Annotated in this window: 18 protein-coding genes; 10 read left to right on the top strand and 8 right to left on the bottom strand. The window is 61.9% G+C overall.

The window, feature by feature from the left end:
• The 6 genes from ACP5EL_RS05115 to ACP5EL_RS05090 all read left to right on the top strand — a co-directional run.
• On the top strand, window positions 1-533 hold a 533-nt coding region (locus ACP5EL_RS05115; RefSeq protein WP_428401402.1), incomplete at its 5' end, for a protein-L-isoaspartate(D-aspartate) O-methyltransferase.
• 46 nt (window positions 534-579) lie between these two features.
• Window positions 580-2,097, top strand: coding sequence for a 2,3-bisphosphoglycerate-independent phosphoglycerate mutase (gpmI, locus tag ACP5EL_RS05110; RefSeq protein ID WP_428401401.1), 1,518 nt, complete (start codon window positions 580-582; stop codon window positions 2,095-2,097).
• 28 nt (window positions 2,098-2,125) lie between these two features.
• On the top strand, window positions 2,126-2,716 hold the full coding sequence (locus tag ACP5EL_RS05105; protein ID WP_428401400.1) for a VIT1/CCC1 transporter family protein: 591 nt from the start codon (window positions 2,126-2,128) through the stop codon (window positions 2,714-2,716).
• 24 nt (window positions 2,717-2,740) lie between these two features.
• The gene (locus ACP5EL_RS05100; RefSeq protein ID WP_428401399.1) at window positions 2,741-4,285 is read left to right on the top strand and encodes a M20 family metallopeptidase; all 1,545 of its coding nucleotides are present in this window, start codon (window positions 2,741-2,743) and stop codon (window positions 4,283-4,285) included.
• A gap of 37 nt (window positions 4,286-4,322) precedes the next feature.
• Window positions 4,323-4,754: a molybdopterin-guanine dinucleotide biosynthesis protein B gene (gene mobB, locus ACP5EL_RS05095; protein WP_428401398.1), complete on the top strand. Its 432-nt coding sequence runs from the start codon at window positions 4,323-4,325 to the stop codon at window positions 4,752-4,754.
• A 121-nt stretch (window positions 4,755-4,875) separates the two neighbouring features.
• Window positions 4,876-5,529: a hypothetical protein gene (locus ACP5EL_RS05090; protein WP_428401397.1), complete on the top strand. Its 654-nt coding sequence runs from the start codon at window positions 4,876-4,878 to the stop codon at window positions 5,527-5,529.
• 709 nt (window positions 5,530-6,238) lie between these two features.
• Here the strand turns inward: ACP5EL_RS05090 and ACP5EL_RS05085 are convergent.
• The 8 genes from ACP5EL_RS05085 to ACP5EL_RS05050 form a co-directional block, all read right to left on the bottom strand.
• Complete coding sequence (locus ACP5EL_RS05085) at window positions 6,239-7,192, bottom strand: NAD-dependent epimerase/dehydratase family protein (RefSeq protein ID WP_428401396.1); 954 nt, start codon at window positions 7,190-7,192, stop codon at window positions 6,239-6,241.
• Between the two features lie 64 nt (window positions 7,193-7,256).
• Window positions 7,257-8,039 carry a Rossmann-like domain-containing protein gene (locus tag ACP5EL_RS05080; RefSeq protein ID WP_428401395.1) on the bottom strand — a complete coding sequence of 261 codons (783 nt, stop codon included), beginning with the start codon at window positions 8,037-8,039 and terminating at the stop codon, window positions 7,257-7,259.
• A gap of 39 nt (window positions 8,040-8,078) precedes the next feature.
• Window positions 8,079-8,447, bottom strand: coding sequence for a formate dehydrogenase accessory sulfurtransferase FdhD (locus ACP5EL_RS05075; RefSeq protein ID WP_428401394.1), 369 nt, complete (start codon window positions 8,445-8,447; stop codon window positions 8,079-8,081).
• A 15-nt stretch (window positions 8,448-8,462) separates the two neighbouring features.
• A complete protein-coding gene (locus tag ACP5EL_RS05070) occupies window positions 8,463-9,764 on the bottom strand; it encodes a formylmethanofuran dehydrogenase subunit B (protein WP_428401405.1) in 1,302 nt (433 codons plus the stop codon).
• Window positions 9,765-9,766: 2 nt separating this feature from the next.
• A complete protein-coding gene (locus tag ACP5EL_RS05065) occupies window positions 9,767-10,162 on the bottom strand; it encodes a molybdopterin dinucleotide binding domain-containing protein (RefSeq protein ID WP_428401393.1) in 396 nt (131 codons plus the stop codon).
• Window positions 10,159-10,980: a formylmethanofuran dehydrogenase subunit C gene (locus tag ACP5EL_RS05060; protein ID WP_428401392.1), complete on the bottom strand. Its 822-nt coding sequence runs from the start codon at window positions 10,978-10,980 to the stop codon at window positions 10,159-10,161. The genes ACP5EL_RS05065 and ACP5EL_RS05060 overlap by 4 nt, the downstream gene beginning before the upstream one ends.
• Window positions 10,980-12,758, bottom strand: a complete 1,779-nt coding sequence (locus tag ACP5EL_RS05055; protein ID WP_428401391.1) for a formylmethanofuran dehydrogenase subunit A — start codon at window positions 12,756-12,758, stop codon at window positions 10,980-10,982. Before ACP5EL_RS05055 ends, ACP5EL_RS05060 begins: the two co-directional genes overlap by 1 nt.
• On the bottom strand, window positions 12,758-13,792 hold the full coding sequence (locus tag ACP5EL_RS05050) for a 4Fe-4S binding protein (protein WP_428401390.1): 1,035 nt from the start codon (window positions 13,790-13,792) through the stop codon (window positions 12,758-12,760). The genes ACP5EL_RS05055 and ACP5EL_RS05050 overlap by 1 nt, the downstream gene beginning before the upstream one ends.
• Window positions 13,793-14,101: 309 nt before the next feature.
• Here ACP5EL_RS05050 and ACP5EL_RS05045 point away from each other — a divergent pair, with 309 nt between their 5' ends.
• The 4 genes from ACP5EL_RS05045 to ACP5EL_RS05030 all read left to right on the top strand — a co-directional run.
• Window positions 14,102-15,553 carry an aldehyde dehydrogenase family protein gene (locus ACP5EL_RS05045; protein ID WP_428401389.1) on the top strand — a complete coding sequence of 484 codons (1,452 nt, stop codon included), beginning with the start codon at window positions 14,102-14,104 and terminating at the stop codon, window positions 15,551-15,553.
• A 317-nt stretch (window positions 15,554-15,870) separates the two neighbouring features.
• Window positions 15,871-16,860, top strand: coding sequence for an asparagine synthase-related protein (locus ACP5EL_RS05040; protein ID WP_428401388.1), 990 nt, complete (start codon window positions 15,871-15,873; stop codon window positions 16,858-16,860).
• A gap of 138 nt (window positions 16,861-16,998) precedes the next feature.
• Window positions 16,999-18,201: an ammonium transporter gene (locus tag ACP5EL_RS05035; protein WP_428401387.1), complete on the top strand. Its 1,203-nt coding sequence runs from the start codon at window positions 16,999-17,001 to the stop codon at window positions 18,199-18,201.
• Between the two features lie 23 nt (window positions 18,202-18,224).
• On the top strand, window positions 18,225-18,361 hold a 137-nt coding region (locus ACP5EL_RS05030), incomplete at its 3' end, for a P-II family nitrogen regulator (protein WP_428401403.1).

Raw genomic sequence — 18,361 nt, 5'->3', positions numbered from 1 at the left:
CCGACGGCATACGCCACATGGCCTACGAGGACCATCCCCTTCCCATCGGCGAGGGCCAGACGATATCCGCCCCCCACATGGTGGCGATCATGTGTGAGATCCTCGACCTTCAGGAGGGTATGAAGGTTCTTGATGTGGGAACCGGTTCCGGGTACCACGCCGCAGTGATGGCGGAGCTGGTGGGGCCCGAGGGGCACATCTACTCCATCGAGCGGATCCCCGAGCTGGTGGTCTTCGCCAGGAAGAACTTTCGAGAGGCGGGGATCGAGAACGTGACCGTCGCCGAGGGTGACGGAAGCTTTGGCCTTCCCGAACACGCCCCCTACGACCGGATCAACGTCGCGGCGACGGCGCCGAAGCTGCCCGAGCCCCTCAAAGAACAGCTCAAAGTGGGAGGAAAGCTGGTGATCCCGGTGGGGACCTGCTACCAGGAGCTGGTCCTGGTCGTCAAGACCGAAGAGGGCTTCGAGCTGGAGCATCACGGAGGCGTCGTCTTCGTCCCCCTCATCGGAGATCACGGCTTCAAGATCTGAAGGATCGACCAAAGGGTTATCTTGATCTGAGGCTACCCTCAGGGCGATGAAGCCTGTCATGCTCATTATCATGGACGGGTTCGGTGAGAGCGGCGAGATCGAGGGGAACGCCATCGCCTCCGCCAGAACCCCCTACATAGACTGCCTCAAGAGATCTCGCCCCTTCACCACCCTGGGCGCCGCGGGTCTGGACGTCGGCCTGCCGCAAGGCCAGATGGGAAACTCCGAGGTGGGCCACCTCAACTTGGGCGCGGGGAGGGTGGTCTACCAGGACTACACCAGGATCAACCTCGCTATCAAGGACGGCTCATTCTACGAGAACCCGGTTCTGATCGAGGCCATAGACCGGACGAAGGAGGGAGATGCCACCCTCCACCTGATGGGCCTCCTCTCCGACGGCGGCGTCCACAGCCACAACAGCCATCTCTATGCCCTCCTCAGGCTCGCGAAGGAGAGGGGTCTGGAGTGGGTCCGCATCCACGCCATCCTGGACGGTAGGGACGTGCCTCCGAGAAGCGCTCTGGGCTACTTCCGGGAGCTTGCGGAGGAGATCAGGTCGATCGGCGTTGGAAAGGTCTCCACCGTCGCCGGCAGGTACTACTCCATGGACCGGGACAGAAGGTGGGAGAGGACACAGCTCGCCTACCGGGCCATGACCTCCGGCGAGGGATTCTTCGCCGAAGGTCCGGAGGAGGCGGTGAGGGCCGGATACGACCGGGGCGAGGACGACGAGTTTCTCAAGCCCACGGTGGTCGATCCCCAGGGCCTGGTCGAAGACGGCGATAGCCTGATCTTCTTCAACTTCCGGCCCGACCGAGCCCGCCAGATCACCAAGGCCTTTACAGACCCAGACTTCTGCGAGTTCGACCGGGAGAAGATCGACCTCCACTTCGTCTGCATGACCCAGTACGAGGCGTCGATCGAAGCCCCCGTCGCCTTCCCCGCCGAGTACCTCAAAGATACCCTCGGCGAGGTGGTGAGCAGGGCCGGAATGAGACAGCTCCGGATCGCCGAGACGGAGAAGTACGCCCACGTCACCTTCTTCTTCAACGGGGGAGAAGAGGAGGCGAGCCCCGGAGAGGATAGGGTCCTGATACCCTCGCCAAAAGTCGCCACCTATGACCTAAAGCCGGAGATGAGCGCCTTCGAGGTGACAGATGCCGTCGTCGAGAAGGTCAGAGAGGATCTCTACGACCTCGTAGTCCTCAACTACGCCAACGCGGACATGGTCGGCCACACCGGGATCTTCGAAGCGGCGGTTAAGGCCGTGGAGGCGGTCGACGAGTGCGTCGGAAGGGTCGTCTCGGAGGTCCTGGCCCATGGTGGAGCCGTCCTGCTGACGGCAGACCACGGAAACGCCGAGAAGATGGAAGATTCTGGTACCGGCCAGCACCACACGGCCCACACCACCAACCCCGTCCCCTTCGTTCTGATAATGGATGGCGAAAAAGCGAGGCTCCGCGACGACGGAATTCTCGCCGACGTCGCCCCTACGGTCTTGGACCTCTTGGCCCTTCCGATCCCCGCAGCCATGACCGGAAGGTCTCTGATCGCCAAAGATTAAGCCGAAGGAGTTCAGATGGTCGTATGCCATGGATACGAGCTGGGAGAGGTTTCGAACTTACCTTCGGGTCAGCCAGGCCTACAGGATAGCAAGACGGCTCTTCGTGATGAACGCCTTCGACGGCATCCTCACCCTCATGGGCGTCGTCATCGGAGCCCACTTCTCTGGCCTCTCAGATCCTGACATCGTCATCAAGGCCGGAGCTGGAGGAAGCATAGCCCTCGGAATCTCCGGCATGAGCAGCGCCTACCTGGCGGAAAGGGCCGAGAGGAGAAGGGACCTGAAGAAGCTGGAGGCTGCCATGCTGATCGATCTCAAGAAGAGCCAGTTTGCCAGGGCCTCGGAGTTTGCCACCATCGTCGTAGCTCTGGTGAACGGGATCAGCCCCGCCGTAGGGGCCGCCATCCTCGTCCTCCCCTACCTATTGGTGCCGAGGATCGATATGGAGGCCGCCTTTATCGCCTCCCTCGGCCTGGGCCTCGGCTGCCTCTTCGTCCTGGGGCTATTTCTGGCCAAAATCAGCCACGAGCGGATGATCGTCTCTGGCATGAGAATGATCCTGGTGGGGCTTTTAACGATCGGCATCGTGAGCCTCGTCTCCGCGCCGGGGGCGATCTAGGAGGAATCTCGGCTGTACGGCGGCATGGGATTTGAGACCGACACCTTCATCGAGATCTCCCTCGTTCTTCCTGAGCGGCACAAGGTCGAGTTCGGCGCCGCGAGACTGGACGTGATCATCCGGGAGGGTGGGATCCTGGACTCCCAGATCGAGAACCTGAGGAAGAGGAGGTACGGGCCGGGAAGGGCGAAACATCTTGAAGAGGTCTTATTTCCGAGGCTCGAGGCTAAGTGCCTCGATATCCTGAAGAGAGTTCCGCCGGAGTCGAGGCCGTCCCGCGAGGTCGAGGTCAGAGAAGCCTTTAATAGGGCCCGGGTCAGAATAAATATGCTGAGATATATGGAGCTTTATCGATATCTGGATTCGAAGACGCCCGAGATGCTGGAGGCGCTGAGGGACCTGGTACGTTTTGAGACCGTCGCCCCTCCCGGCAAGAACTACCACCAGATCGTCGACCACCTGATCCCCATCTTCGAAGACCTGGGGTTTGAGACCGAGAAGGTGGTGATGCCTCAGGAGATCTTCGATCAGAGGTGCGGGGTGGCGGGCCTGGTGGGAGACCGGGTGAACCTTCGGGCCCGGCTGGACGCCGGGGCCGAAGAAACCCTGGTGATCTACACCCATCTCGACGTCGTCCCCGCCGGTGACGGGTGGTCCTCTGACCCCTTCGACCTGGATATCAGGGAGGGGAGGGTCTACGGCCGGGGGGTCGCCGACTCCAAGGGAGCGGTGGCGGCCCTCGTCTCCGCCCTCGGGGCGGTCAGAGCCTGTGGGAGGCACCAGTATAACCTGGAGATCCTCCTCACCACCGACGAGGAGGTGGGGGGGTACTCGGGCCTCTGCTACTTCACCGACGCGGGGCTGGTCCAGGGAGACCAGATGCTCTGCATGGACAGCTTCTCCGACGACGTCATCATCGGCTGCAACGGCATAATCACCTGGCAGGCGACGGTCCGGGGAAGGTCGGTCCACTCCGGCGCAAGCTTCCTCGGAGAGAACGCCATCGAGAAGGCCATCCCAGTGATAGAGGCCCTCCTGGAGCTGAAGAAGAGGGTCGAGGCGAGGAGGTCCACCTTGCGGGCCTCTTCGGAGCTTCAGCCCTTCGGCCTGGATCAGGTGAGGCCGATGCTCAACGTCACCGTAATCCACGGCGGCGTCAAGGAGAATATCGTCCCCGACAGGTGCGTGGTCAGGGGCGACCGGAGAGTGATAGCCGAGGAGAGGATGGAGGAGGCGGCCTCCGAGATGGAGAGGGCCGTGGCCGCCCTTCCCGTCGACCTCGAATGGCGGGCCTGGATGGGCTACCCGCCGATGAGGATCGACCCCGACCACCCCTGGGTCGCAGAGGTCTCGCGAGCTCTTGAGAAGGCCTCGGGAAAGAGGCCCCGGCTCGCCGGCGCCCAGTACAGCCTGGACCAGGCCTACGTGGTGGAAGTGACCGGGATCCCCTCCTGCGTCTACGGCGTCGGCCGCCAGACCGACTCCAACCCCCACGGCCCCGACGAGAACGTGACCCTGGAGGACCTCTCGATCTACGCCCGGTTCCTTGCGTCCCTGATGACGGCCTGAACCACCCGCAGCGGAGAGAATTCACGGAGGCGATATTTTGAAGATAATATCGGTTGTGGGACCCAAGAAGTCGGGCAAGACCGCCCTGGTGGAGGCTCTGGTCCGATCTCTGAAGGGACGCGGCAGGGTGGGGACGGTGAAGAACATGCCCGGCCACCCGGTCGAGGATCGGGGCGATACCAGACGCCACTTCGACGCCGGGGCGGAGGCGGTGGTGGGCGTCGGCCAGGAGGGCGTCTATTTCAAGGTGGCCAGGGGAGGCAGCCTGGAGGAGGCCCTGGAGGAGCTCCGAAATGGTGGGGTGGAGTACGCCATCGTCGAGGGGTTCAAGAGGAGCGGCCTTCCCAAGATCGTCCTCGGCGGGATCGAGGTCAAAAATCCGGTCAGGATGGTGGACGCGTCACCGCCCTTCGGCGACGATCTGATCGAAGAGCTGGTCGATCTCTTGATATCGCTTCCGGACCTCTGATCTTCCGCCACCCGCCAAAAAGCGACCTACTTCAACTCGATTAATTTATTTATTGGATCGAAAATATCTCGACACATTTTTAAACGAGAAGGCCGTCACCGGGTCATCGGGGAGGTTCACCTTGAATCGGCTATGCTGCGTTGCCCTGGTCCTGGTGCTGATTTTGGCGGGATCAGGGACGGCTGCCAATTACGTCTTCGAGCGGTCGGTGATCCAGGGGGTGGGCTACCGGAGCCACGAGCTGGTAGGCCAGACCGCCCAGGGCTACAGCGGCCAGAAGATCGTGGAGAGGATCTCGGGAAGCGGCAACTTCTATGACCGCACCGAGTTCGAGCTCAGCGTCAACCACAATACCATCAACTACACCCAGGAGGCCAACTTCGAGTACTTCCCGGTCAGCTACCAGACCGGCACCTACGATAAGAAGTGGCAGGATCGGCTCTGCGTCGCAAACTACGATGCGGGAGCCGTGGTCACAGAGCAGTACACCCACGCCGAGAGCCTGATGAAGAACACCGAGATAAAAACGGCGGGCGACAGCTATCTCAACGAGGTGAACAACAGCGGCATCGAGGCCAGCTTCAACGCCAACGTGATAGGGGTGGGCCACATCGGCTGGCTCTCCAAAGACCCCAACCCCGACAGCAAGGGGAGGCACTTCGAGGTGGGAAGAAGCGTCGAGGACGTCACCGGGGTCTTCTCGATAGAGAAGTACATCAAGCTCTCCAAGAACGAGAGCACCACCAGCACCATCGACTGGCTCCCCTGCCTGTAAAGCCGGATTGCTCAATTCCGACGGGCGTATGTAAAAAAGGTGGCACGAGGCCGAGATCAAGCATGGCTGACGGAGGGTTCGGCCTCATGCGAAGAATGTGGTCCTGGATAAAGATGGGCGGCGGGATTTTTAGAAGGCGGCAGAAGGGCTCTCAGAGGCTCAGAAAAGCTGCATGGTCGAAGGCATTCTAGGCTTGCGGCGGCGGCGTCAGTTTTCGACATTGACGTAGCGGATTAGGTAGAGCCAGCACGCCAGGCCAAAGGCCGAGATGGCGACCAGGACCTCTCCGATCATTCATATCACCTCCAGATACTATAACGATTATACGTTATCATCCCCCTGGTTTATGAGGCTTTTCCCTACGGCACGACGAGACACTTCCGCCGATGGTTAGGCTCGGGCGTCGCTCTCCCCGCCAAAAGACTGCCCCATACCCTATTATTGATGAGGCCCCAGCTTCTGGGACGATCTCATAGGTCAGATTCTTGGTGTCATCTCTGAGATGTGCCAGATCTTGAGACACCACCACGTCTCATACGAAGGGATAGAGTCGATATTCAATCTCTTGATCCCTCGCAGTAAGGATACCATCCGAAACCTGATACGGGACGCGCTAGAACAATATAAACTTTCAGATGTTGATGACCTTCGGGCTGTCCACTACGATGAACAGCATCCTAAGGTGGGCAGGAACCACAAATGCCGGACTTCAACGCCGGTCCAAAAGCGCCTCTGTGGCGGCCTCGATCGACTGTCTCGAGTTGAAACGGGGCGTCCAGCCGAGCTCCTCTATCGCCTCGATGGAGAGGAGCATCGTCTTGACGTCTCCCCTCCAGCCGCGGCCCTCGATCCCGCCGGTGTACCCGTACCTGACCTCCTCCAGGCCCATCTTCTCGACCACCACGTCCGCGATCTCGGTCACGTCCACTGAGTCGGCGGAGCCGATGTTGAAGACGTTGACCCGGTCTTGGGAATGGGCGAGAGAGAAGATCATGGCGTCGACGCAGTCATCGACCAGAAGATACGACTTCCTCTGCCTTCCCGAGCCCAGGATCTCGAGATTTTTCGGATCTTTCTCCAGCTTCTTTATGAAGTCGACGATGACCCCGTGGGTTCCCCTCTCGCCGACGATGTTGGCGAACCGAAATATCCAGGCACCCATATCGAAGGTGCTGCAGAAGGCCGAGATCAGCGCCTCGCAGGCGAGCTTGGAGGCCCCGTAGAGGGATATCGGTAGGAGCGGTCCGTAATCCTCGGGGGTGGGGACCACCTCCGCCTCGCCGTAGACGGTGGAGGTGGAGGTGAAGGCGATCTCGGCGACCCTCTTCTTCCTCATCGACTCGAGGAGGTTGTAGGTGGCGACGATGTTCTGGTCCAGGTGGGTTCGGGTGTCCTCGGCCCCGATCCTGACGTCGGGGTTGGCGGCCAGGTGGAAGACGAGGTCTTTATCCTCCAGGGCGGCCTCGACCGCCTTCTGGTCAAGGAGGTCCGCCTCGATCAGACTGAAGTTCGGATCCGTTAGGTGATCCTCGAGAAACTCCCTCTTTCCGGAGCTGAAGTTGTCCAGGACCGCGACCCTGTTCGACTCCACGAGCCGGTCGACAAGGTGGCTTCCGATGAAGCCCGCGCCGCCCGTCACCAGGATGGACCTATCTTCGATCAAATCAGTTCGCCTCGACGAGGAATTTTGAGAGCTAGAATTTTACCTTATCGCTCGGAGTGGAAGATCACTTCGAGCAGCTGCACCATCTTTCAAGGCCGAGAAGGCGCGCCGCCCCGGCTATGGTAGTCCCGTAGAAGACGGCCCGGCAACCGTATCCATCCGCCGTCTCCAGAAGGGCGTCGACCGTTCCGTTGACCAGGGTCGTCCCCGTGATCAGAACGAGGGGGGACCTCTCGAAGAGGAGTTCGGGGGCCATCCCGTCCAGGACTCGGACCCCGAGACGGACCTCTCCGGCGCAGGCCAGGTCTGAGACCATGACGTTCTCGGAGCCCAGGATCTCGACCAGAGAAGAGAGGAGTGCGGGCTGCATCCCGACGAGGCCGGCGCGGTCTGCCTCCTCCTCCCTCAGCCATCGTCCCAGATCTGTGGCGCAGTCTTCAGGACCGGAATCCCTGCAGTGGACCGTCCCCTCGACGAGCCCCAGGTTTCGAAGGACGGCGTTGATGGTGGAGACGAGGACGGCCCGATCGAAGGCGTCTTCCAGGGATAGCTCCAGCACCTCCTCCAGGGTTCCGCTGAAGACGCCGGCGGCGGAGGTGAAGGCTTGGCCCAGGGACCCCCGGTAGTTCGCCTCCATCAGAACCTCTTTTCCCCTCAGGAGGGGGAAGTCGTCCCTCTCGGGGGAGCCGATCGCCTCAAAGGAGCTGAGGGGTCGGGTCGCCACCACCCGGTCGTCCAGATCGTCCCTCGAAACGCCTCTTTGGTCACACCAATGGTCCAGCTCATCGATGAACTTCGCCCTTGCCATCTCCAGAAGATCCGGTTTTCTGATCTCTTCCCCGTTCATCCTCAAAATCACATCCGATATTCAATCTCGTCTCCATCTTTAAGAGATCCTTCCCTCGCCGGAGTAGACGTAGGGCCTGGGCCTCCTGGCGAAGGCCGCCAGGGTCATCTCGAGGCTTCGGGCGAGCTCGATCCCCGCGTTCGGAGGACCCGCCCTGCTGACCAGGACGGGAAAACCGGCTCTGGCGGCCTTGGAGACGATCACCGAGGAGAGCCTGCCGGTGTTTATCAGGGCAGACCTCGACGGATCGACCCCGGTCACCGGGGCCGCCCCCACCGCCTTGTCCACCGCCGAGGATCGGCTGACGTCCTCGCAGAAGGAGGCGACGCCGCCGTCCTCGACCTTGATGTAATAGCCGCAGCCAACGGCACAGTATGGACAGATTGAAGCCACCATTCTTCCGGTCATCTGATCACCGCCCCCTCACCTCAGCTCTTTAACCCGATCGAAGATCTGTCTCAGGGTGTCCTCGTTGCTCTCGGTGAAGGCGAAGGGAGAGGATGTGAAGGGCCTGAAGTAGATGGGGACGTCGTCGAGCCGGTAGAAGGTCCCGTCGCACTCCATGGCGTCGATCACCCCGGGGAGGACCACCTCCGAGACCAGGGTGGTGGGACAGGGGGCGATGTCGATGCAGACGGTGGGGATCTCAGCCAGGTACTCCGCGCAAGATGCCGGAAAGTGAGAGACGAGGTCGGCGGAGACGACCAGGGCCGCGTCCACGTCCTTTTCCCGCAGGAGGTCGACGGCCGTGTACTCGCCGGGGTTGTACCGGGGGTAGCCCCGGGCGAAGTCGAGGCCGAAGGGGTAGCCGTAGAGGTAGGAGGCCATCTGGTTGAACCCGGCGACGTTGCAGTGGCCCCGCAGGGCTCCGATGACGAACTTGGTGGTGCCGTTCAGCTCCTTGACCAGGTTGAAGGCGAGCTCCGCGTTCCTCTGCTTTCCGTAGGAGGAGGCGATCCCCAGTCCGACGTAGATCGTACCGAATTTGCAGCCCTTCATCATCTCCAGCATCTCCTCCATGACGGAGATGGGAACGCCCGTCACCTCCTCGACGGAGTGGTGAGGCCTTCTGCCGTGAAGGAGGGTGAGTAGGGCCGATAGAAGCTCGTAGTCGGAGTTTGGCTTCAGCTGAACGAAAAGGTCGGAGTCTTCGGCCGTCGGTGACCTCCGAGGATCGACGGTGATCACCGTCCGGTCGAACCTTCCCCTGCGGGTCCAGTGGCCTCGGGGATATATGGCGTACCGGGACATGTGGCGGGGCATCGACTCCAGGGGGTTTGACCCCCAGTAGACGGCGAGATCTCCCCTGATCTTGCTGCTGCCGGCCGTGGCCCCGACCCTTCCCGCCTCCTGGATCCCCATGGCCGTGGGGCCGTGGCAGACGGTGGAGTTGGAGTCGACGACGGCCCCGAGGAACTCGCCCAGGTGGAGGCCCACCTCCATCGCCTCGCAGCTGGTCTCGCTCCCCATAAAGAGGAGAGGCCGCTTCGATCCGGCCAGGATCTGGGCCGACCTCTCGATCGCCTCATCCCAGGAGACGGCCCTCTCTTCGCCGTCCATGGTCATCAGGGGCTCGCGAATCCTGTGGGCGCTCACCAGCTCCTGGAACTTGGCGTTTCCCATCTTGCAGGCGTTCTTCACCGTCAGCCGGTCTCCGTCCAGCTCGACCTGGACGTCGTCGCAGGAGGCCCCACAGACGGGACAGATGACGTTTTTACTGACCACTTTCAACCCCTCCTCCTCAGCATCTTCTTTGTGATCTCCTCTGCGCTCAATACCTCATCCTGGGAGGGCTCAATGGTGACCTGCGCGCCCTTGTAGAGGGGCGAGCCGGTGGAGAAGGTCTCCGGGTCGACGACGACGTTGGCCCAGATCGCCCGCGGCATGAAGATCTGCCCCGGGGGGACCGACCCATCCTCCCGGGCGAGGACCGACACCCGGCGAGCTCCGTCCGTCGCCGTCACCCTCACCTTCTCAGGACGCCCCAGGGCCTCGAAGTCCTCCGGGCTTATGGTGCAGACGGCACACTCCATCTTGTAGTCCTCGGTGAGCTTATCTCCCCCCTTGGCGAGCCTCCCCTCATCGATGGTGCTGCCGGTGTTCAGCTTGACCACCAGGCTCATATCACCGCCTCCTGGACGAAGAGGACACCCTTCGGGCTCTTGCTTATGGCGTAATCTCCGAGGAACTTGGCGAACTCGCCCTCGATCTTAAAATCGCCGATGACCGGGTCCCGCTCGGTGCCAGAGGCGACGAAGCCGGGGGTGAAATTTTGGATCTTTCCCAAAACTGCGATCGAGCCGCCCGTCATCTCCGCCCCGACCCCCCGGACGGCGTCTTTTCCCACTAAAATCAGGCCGCCGTTCTGCCGAATGCCGCAGAAGTTCTCCACCGATCCCTCGACCAGGATCTCACCTCCGCTCATGCCTCCTCCGATCTGGCTTCGGGCGTTGCCGTGGATCAGGATCTTCCCGCCACTCATCCCCCGCCAGCTCCCCCTGTAGGCGGATCCGGCGTGGTCTCCGGCGTCTCCATCGACCTCCAGGCGTCCTCCCCTCATGTTCATCCCGGCCCAGGGGCCGGCGTCCCCTCTCACCTGGATCTCGCCTCCGGCCATCTCAGAGCCCAGGTGCATCCCGGCGGAGCCCATAATCTCGATCCTCCCTTTTGTCATCCTCTGGCCGATCCTCTTTATCCTTGAGACGTCACCGTCGATCAGGATCTCGACGGCACCATCTTCATCACCCGTCGTCTCCTCATCCCAAGCTTCGACCTCGAAGAACTCGGCTAGCTTCGCCTCTCTGGGCCCCTGCCAGACCGCGATCTCGCAGAGCTCTGCCTCCGGCTTTCCGGCGAAGGGGTCGGGGGATATCAGCTCCGCCTCGACCATGATATCTATCTCCCCCTTGGGGGTGAGCTTCACTTTTTGGATCACGCCCATCACCTCCCCTCCCGGGCCTCGGCGGGCCCGTTGATGACGATCGGCTCGGGGTTTCGGAGGTACTTGTCCGGCACCGGATAGTTCGCAAAGCCGACGGTGTAGTACTTGAACCACTCCTTTACGTCGGCCATCATATCTCTCGTCAGCCCTTCGTCGACCTCGGGCTCGCAGTAGTACCTCCTGGCTTCGGGGACGGCGACGACCTCGCCCTCTCGGGCGACGACCATACCGTCCTTTATGGTGTACTCCGCCCTTCCGAAGGCCCTGACCACCTTCTCGACCTGGTGGGGGTCGAACTTCTCGGGATCTATGTCGTAGACGGCGACGTCTCCGTCGGCCCCGGCCCCCAGGTGGCCCTTCCGGTGAGCCATCCCGATCGTTCTGGCGGCGTTGGCCCGGGTTAAGATGGCGATCTCAAAGAGGCTCATCTCCCTCTCCACCCCTCCGAGGCTGGATCTATCGTAACCCCACTTGTGGCACTCGGCGGCGGTCGCATCCCTGGCCCGCTTCGACATCAGCCACGCTATCACCCGCGGATATTGAGTGAAGACCCCGCCGTTGGGGTGGTCTGTGGTCATGATCGTCTTCCAGGGGTCGTCCACCAGAAGGAGCATCTCCAGGCCGATCGCCCACTGGACGGCGCTGATGGGGCTTCCCTTGAGGTAGGTGAAGGGTATCACCCCCGAGCCGCACTCCAGCTCGACGTCGGTGTTCGACCACTTCTGGCCCCCCATCCCGGCCAGGACGTAGAGGTCGTGGATCGAGGGGCCGTCGCCGGTCATGCAGGTGGCGGGGCCGAAGGGCACGGCTCCGTTGTCGATGACCACGTGGTCTGCCTTGTTGACGTACTTGGCGAGCCCATCGGCTCCGGACTCGAAGTCCCTCCAGCCCGAACCGCCGAAGGCGTTGAACTGGGCGTGGGCGAGGTAGACGCTCTGGCTCCTATGCGGGTCCATCTTCGTCTCGGCCCACTCGACCCCCATCTTCTGATCCGGGCCTATGCCTGAGGGGACGGCCAGAGAATCTTTGGTGATCTCCGCGTTTCCCGGGTGGCCGAGGTTGTTTGCGTGCAGGTGGAGCGAGATGGGCATCCCCAGCCTCTCGTTCACCTCGGCGAGGCCGGAGATCACCTCCCTCGCCGTCACCTCGAAGTGGATGTTCGGCTGGTCCAGGGAGGTGACGTTCTTGCCCCAGCCCCAGTTCTCCACCCCGGCGGGGTTGACGCACTTGATCCCGTAGGCCTTGTGGGTCTTCATCATCCAGGCGACGTAGGCTGTGGCCTTCTCCATCTCGCCCTGGTGGAGGTAGCGCATCAAAAACCAGTTGTTTCCCAGGACCAGGTAGGCCCCCATGTCCAGCATGGGGGTCGACCTCATCTCCTCGTGGGTATGCCGGGCCTCCAGGGGGGGCATCGCCGCCTCAAAGACGGTGGTGTAGCCCATCGTCGAGTAGTCGTACCCCTGCTTGTAGACGCTGGGAACGGTGTAGCCCGAGCCGGAGTGAGCGATCTTTGTCCTCGGCTGCACAGAGCCGATGTGGTCCTCGGGGCGCATCAGCCTTCCGGCATTCACCTTCGCTCCGGCGACGTGGGCATGTGAGTCGACGCCACCAGGCATCACCGTCTTTCCCCGTGCGTCGATCACCTCGACCCTCTTTCGATCTGCACCGGAGAGGTCTTTTACAACTTTGCCGTCCTTTATGAAGACGTCCATCACCTCGCCGTCGATCCCGTTAAGGGGGTCGAAGACGGAGCCGTTCTTGATGACCATCGTCGACATCAGATAACCTCCCTTCTCTCAAGCCATATCGCCTCCGTCGGGCAGATCAGGCTGCAGGTGGCGCAGGAGCCGCAGACATCCTGGTCGACCACCACGATAGCCCCGTTCTCCACCTCCAGAAGGGGCTTGTTGTCCAGCTCGTTGAGGTGGCCCGCCGCGAGATACGGGTCGGAGAGGGCGTTCACCGGACAGACGATGACGCAGTTTCCGCAACCCAGGCAGGCGTCCCGGTCGGTCTTCAAGACCGAGGTCCGGGCGGGCCTGGCGGTCTTCCCCAGGATCCTCTTCTCCAGCCCCTTCTTCTTCATCTCCGGGAGGATCGCCGTCTTCTCCACGGTGATCGCCCCCACGGGACAGGCGACGGAGCAGGCTCCGCAGAAGATGCAGGCATCAGCTCTGTGGGTAACCTTTTCCACGATCTCGCCGGGACCCCAGTCTCGGTTGAAGAGGGCGTTGCAGGGGCAGGTGTCGACGCAGGTCCTGCAGGCCATGCAGACGTTCTCGTCCCGGAAGAAGGTGCCAGAGAAGGGTTTACTGACGGTGATGGCGTCTGTGGGGCAGACCGCCTCGCACCAGCCGCAGTGGACACAAGCCTCCTGGTCGATGACCGTCTTCCCCTCGACTCTGAGGCTTCCGTCCTCGGCCAGCCTCCGGTCCTCGACGGTGATGCAGCCCTGGGGGCAGACGTCGGCGCAGAGGCCGCAGTGGACGCATTTGTCGTCGACGATGGTGGGGGGAATCGCTCTGGAGAGATAAGATTCGCCGCCCTCATCCTCCGCCCCCTCTTTCTCCTCCTTTCTGACGGCCAGGGCCCCCGTGGGGCAGGCCTTGGCACAGATCCCGCAGAAGACGCAGGCCTGGCACCTCTTCTCGATGAAGTCCTTGTCTATCAGCCCTCTGGCCACGGCGCCCACCGAGCCTATAACAAGCTCCCCCTTGGGGCAGGTGGCAACGCAGGTCGCACACCCGATACATTTATCGGGAAAATACAAGTGCGACTTACCTTCCCTAAGCTCCAGCAGTACCTCTCTCATCAAATCCCCGTCAAATCGATCCTTTAAGCTCGGTCTCTCAGCGCAAGGTCTATCGCATTGTCGTCCATGGTCATAGATGGCCATCTCCTGAGATCCCTCTCGCCGTTGACTCTCCAGGGATTAACAACGGACGAAAGGCGGTTTTGGCAAGCCCCTCCAAGCAGAGGACCTCCAGGCCTTTGTTTGGGGTCAGAAGGTTTAAGAAGGTTTTCACAAGCGCCAACTTGAACCCATTGAAGTTAGCACTTCCACTTTCGGGAACGTCTAAATCGATGGGTATCAAAATTGAGACCTTTGAGGTGGGATCTGATGACATGTTTTAAGATGTTGATCGATGGGCAGGCCGCAGAATCGTTGAGCGGGAAGACGGCCGTAATCTATAACCCCGTCAATCAGGAGCCTGTGGCCGAGGTCTCCCTGGGGGGGCGCGAGGATGCGACCTTGGCCCTCGAAGCCGCAGAGAGAGCCTTTCCCGGATGGGCAGAAACCAGTCCCTGGGAGAGGGGAAAACTCCTCTCCCGGGGCGCGGACTTGGTCCGGGAGAGGGCAGAGGAGATCGCCCGCCTGTTGACGATGGAGCAGGGCAAGCCCCTGAGGTACGCGAGAAGGGAGATCGTGGGCTCGGCAGAGGCTCTCGACTACTACGCCGAGGAGGGGAAGAGGAACTTCGGCGAGATCGTCCCCTCTTCGAGCAGAAAGGCGAGGAGTCTCGTCATAAGGCAGCCACTGGGGGTTGCCGCCGTCATCTCCCCCTGGAACTATCCTGTGGACCTCCTGGCCTGGAAGCTGGCCCCGGCTCTCGCCGCCGGCTGTACCGTCGTCGCCAAGCCCTCGAGCAGAGCGCCCCTCGCGGCAAACGCTTTCGCTGAAGCCGTCGCCGAGGCCGGGTTCCCCCCAGGCGTTCTCAACCTCGTCCACGGCTCCGGCAGGGAGGTGGGAAGAGAGCTGGTCGAAAGCCCCATCTCCCGGAAGGTCTCCTTCACCGGGGAGACGGCTACGGGAAAGGAGATCGGAGAGAAGGCTGCCCGATTCGTCAAGCGGCTCTCTCTCGAACTGGGGGGCTCCTCGCCCTTCCTAGTATGCGAGGACGCGAGGATCGGGGAGGCGGCAGAGGCCTGCATGTACAGGGCCTTCTCCAACATGGGGCAGATCTGCATCAGCGTCAACAGGATCTACGTCCACGATGCAGTCGCCGAGGAGTTCGCCGACGAGCTGGTAAAGAAGACCGGGACGCTCAGGATCGGAGATGGCCTCGATCCGGAGGTGGACCTGGGCCCCATGTTCAGTGAGGCCCAGAGGCAGAAGACGAAGGATCACATCTCTGACGCCACCAAAAAGGGCGCAGAGATCCTATACGGCGGCCTGGAGCCGGAGGGTGAAAAGTATAGCCGGGGCTTCTTCTTCCTGCCCACGATCCTGGACAAGATGGATCATTCCATGAGGATGATGAGGGAGGAGACTTTCGGTCCGGTGGCTCCTATGATGAGATTCTCTACAAATCAGGAGGCCCTGAAGCTCGCCAACGACTCCCGCTACGGTCTGGCGGCCTACGTCTTCACCGAGGACATGACCACGGCGCTGAGGTTCGCAGAACGGCTGGAGGCGGGAAGCGTGGGGATCAATTTGAACAACCCCATCGTCCCCCAGGCCCCCTTCGGCGGGTGGAAGGAGAGCGGCCTCTCGCGAGAGCGGTCACGGTCTGCCTTATACGATTACATGGAGACGAAGCACATCAGGATTGGCTTGAGGGAGGAGATCTGAGGATCAAGATAGAGAGGATCGAGCCTCTGGAGTGGGGGACGACGGCCCTGATCTGGCGATGCCGAGAATGCGGTCGTTGAGGGGGCGCCTCTAAGGCGAAGCCGGCTGGCTCGCTATTGGATAGACCGGTGTCAAAGTGTCCCGGATAGCCTCAACGATGGGGATGAAGAACGTTGGGCAACCGATCTGATCGACGTGGAAAAACCAGATCGAAACCCCGAAAAGATCCTCTTTCGATATGGAGGTCGAGGAGGATCCATAAGGTCTATCCCGAGAGAACAACATTATAACCAGCTGAGGGAGAAAGGCGGGTCCTCATGGCCACCGGCATGATGCTGAAGGGTTGGGTCGAGGTTGATGGAAGGCGACTCTCAGAAATCGAGGTTGAGGAGATCCTCAAAGAGAACCCCGGTAGCATCTCCAGCTTCGGAGGTGAGTTCTCCCTTTCCTGGGACGGCTGCGCTGCCAGGGACCGCTTCGGCGTAATCCCGGGCGATTGTCCGGCGGGATCTATAATCTGCGATGGCGAGGTGGTCGGGGCCGTTGATCCCCAGCCGCCCGCCGAGGACCTTGAACTGGCGATCGAGACCGCCGTCCATCTTCGGAGGGGGCAGGAGGGGGTCGCCGTCGCCCTCTCCGGCGGCGTCGACTCTGCCCTCGTGGCGGCCCTGGCCAGAAGGAAATGCGTCGTCGTGGGTGTCGAGGGGTCCTCCGACCTGAAGAGGGCGAAGACGGCGGCCGAGGTTCTTGACCTATCCCTGGAGATGGTGATCATCGATCCCCGAAGGATCGAGGAGGCCCTGACAGGGGTCTTGGCGGTCATCCCCAGGACCAACGCCGTCGACGCCTCCATCGCCGCCACCCTCTACTTCGTGGCGGAGTGGGGGGGGGATCAGGGATATGAGAGGATCCTGGCGGGCCAGGGGGCGGACGAGCTCTTCGGAGGCTACGCCCGCTACCTCGAGACTGAGACCCTCTGCTCGGATCTGGAGCGGGACTTCCGGGGCCTTGCAGTCCAGGCGGCGCGGGACCAGGCCGTGGCCGGCCTCTTCGGCGCTTATTTTTCGCTTCCCTACCTGGACGTGAGGGTGGTGAGGGCGGCCATGGCGATACCTCCCGAGGAGAAGATTAAGGACGGCATCCGAAAGAGGCCGCTCCGAGAGGTGGCGGCTCGGAAGATGCCGAACGAGGTCGCCTATCGCGAGAAGAAGGCGATGCAGTACGGGTCGGGGGTGATGAGGGAGATGAAAAAGCTCGCCAGGAAGAGGGGGTACAGAGGGGTACAGGAGTGGGTGAAGAGCGATTAAGCTCTTTTCATAACCCCTATGAAACTTTATCAAATCTCTTTATAAATCCCCGGGGCATATTCTGCTCCGTCGGTTAAGTCGGACGCATTGGTGATCAATTAAGAGAAGCGAATTTGCAAAGTCAATTGGTGGTGAATTATGGTTTTAGACAGTGGCGATACGGCCTGGATCCTGGTCTCGACGGCCATGGTCATGCTGATGATACCGGGCGTCGGGCTCTTCTACGGAGGCCTCGTCCGAAAGAAGGACGTGGTCTCCATGATCGGCCTATCCTTCCTGGCCCTGGCCCTGGTCAGCGTTCAGTGGGTGCTGGTCGGCTACAGCCTCTCCTTCGGGACGGACGTAGCGGGGTTCATAGGAGGTCTAGACTTCCTGGGTCTGAGGGGCATCGGAATGGACACCGGGGATGGAACGATACCGGGCCTCCTCTTCATGGCCTTCCAGCTGGTCTTCGCGGGGATCACCCTCGCCATCATAACCTCTGCCGTGGCCGAGAGGGTGAGGATCGGCTCTTTCGTAGTCTTCGGCCTCCTCTGGACGACCCTTGTCTACGACCCCCTCGCCCACTGGGCCTGGGGCGGAGGCTGGGCAGGCCAGCTCGGAGCCCTCGACTTCGCCGGGGGGACCGTCGTCCACATAAGCTCGGGCTTCGGAGCCCTGGCCCTGGCCCTGGTCATCGGCAAGAGGATCGGGTTTGGCAATCACGACATGGAGCCCCACAACATACCCATGACCATGCTCGGCGCGGCTCTCCTCTGGTTCGGGTGGTTCGGGTTCAACGCGGGATCGGCCTTGGCGGCCGATGGGCTTGCTGCGAACGCCTTCGTGGTGACGAACACCTCTGCGGCCGCTGGAGCTCTCGCCTGGCTCTTCGCCTCCTGGGTCAAGGGCAAGCCGAGCGCTCTGGGGATGGTGAGCGGCGGGATCGCGGGGCTTGTGGCCATAACCCCAGCGGCGGGGTTCGTCGACCCCCTCTCGGCCCTGGCCATCGGCGCCGTCGCAGCTGTCCTCTGCTACAAGGCCCTCCTCTTCAGAGTCGGGAAGGGGCTGGATGAGAGCCTGGACGCCTGGGCGGTCCACGGCGTCGGGGGCCTCTGGGGCGCCGTAGCCACGGGGATCTTCGCGGTCGAGGCGGTCGGCGGGTACTCGGGCCTCCTCCAGGGGAACGTCGACCAGTTCGTAGCCCAGGTGATCGGCGCGGTGGCCGCCGTCGTCTACGCCTTCGTCGCGACCTATGCCCTCGCAAAAATCGTCGACGCGACGATGGGCCTGCGGGTCACTGAGGACGAGGAGTACGTGGGCCTGGACATATCCCAGCACGGAGAGAAAGCTTACGCCTAATGGCGGCGGGCAGGTGATTTGAGATGATGAAAGTTGAGGCCATAATCAGGCCCGAGAGGCTGGACCAGGTCAAGAAGGCCCTGGAGGAGAAGGGCTTTGTGGGCATGACCGTCTCCGAGGTGACGGGCCGGGGCGAACAGAAGGGGATCAAGCTCCAGTA

The sequence above is a fragment of the Methanocrinis sp. genome (assembly GCF_049974945.1).
Lineage (GTDB): Archaea > Halobacteriota > Methanosarcinia > Methanotrichales > Methanotrichaceae > Methanocrinis.
Note: the sequence above shows the minus strand (reverse complement) of the source record. Positions and strands in the feature narration are given on the sequence as shown.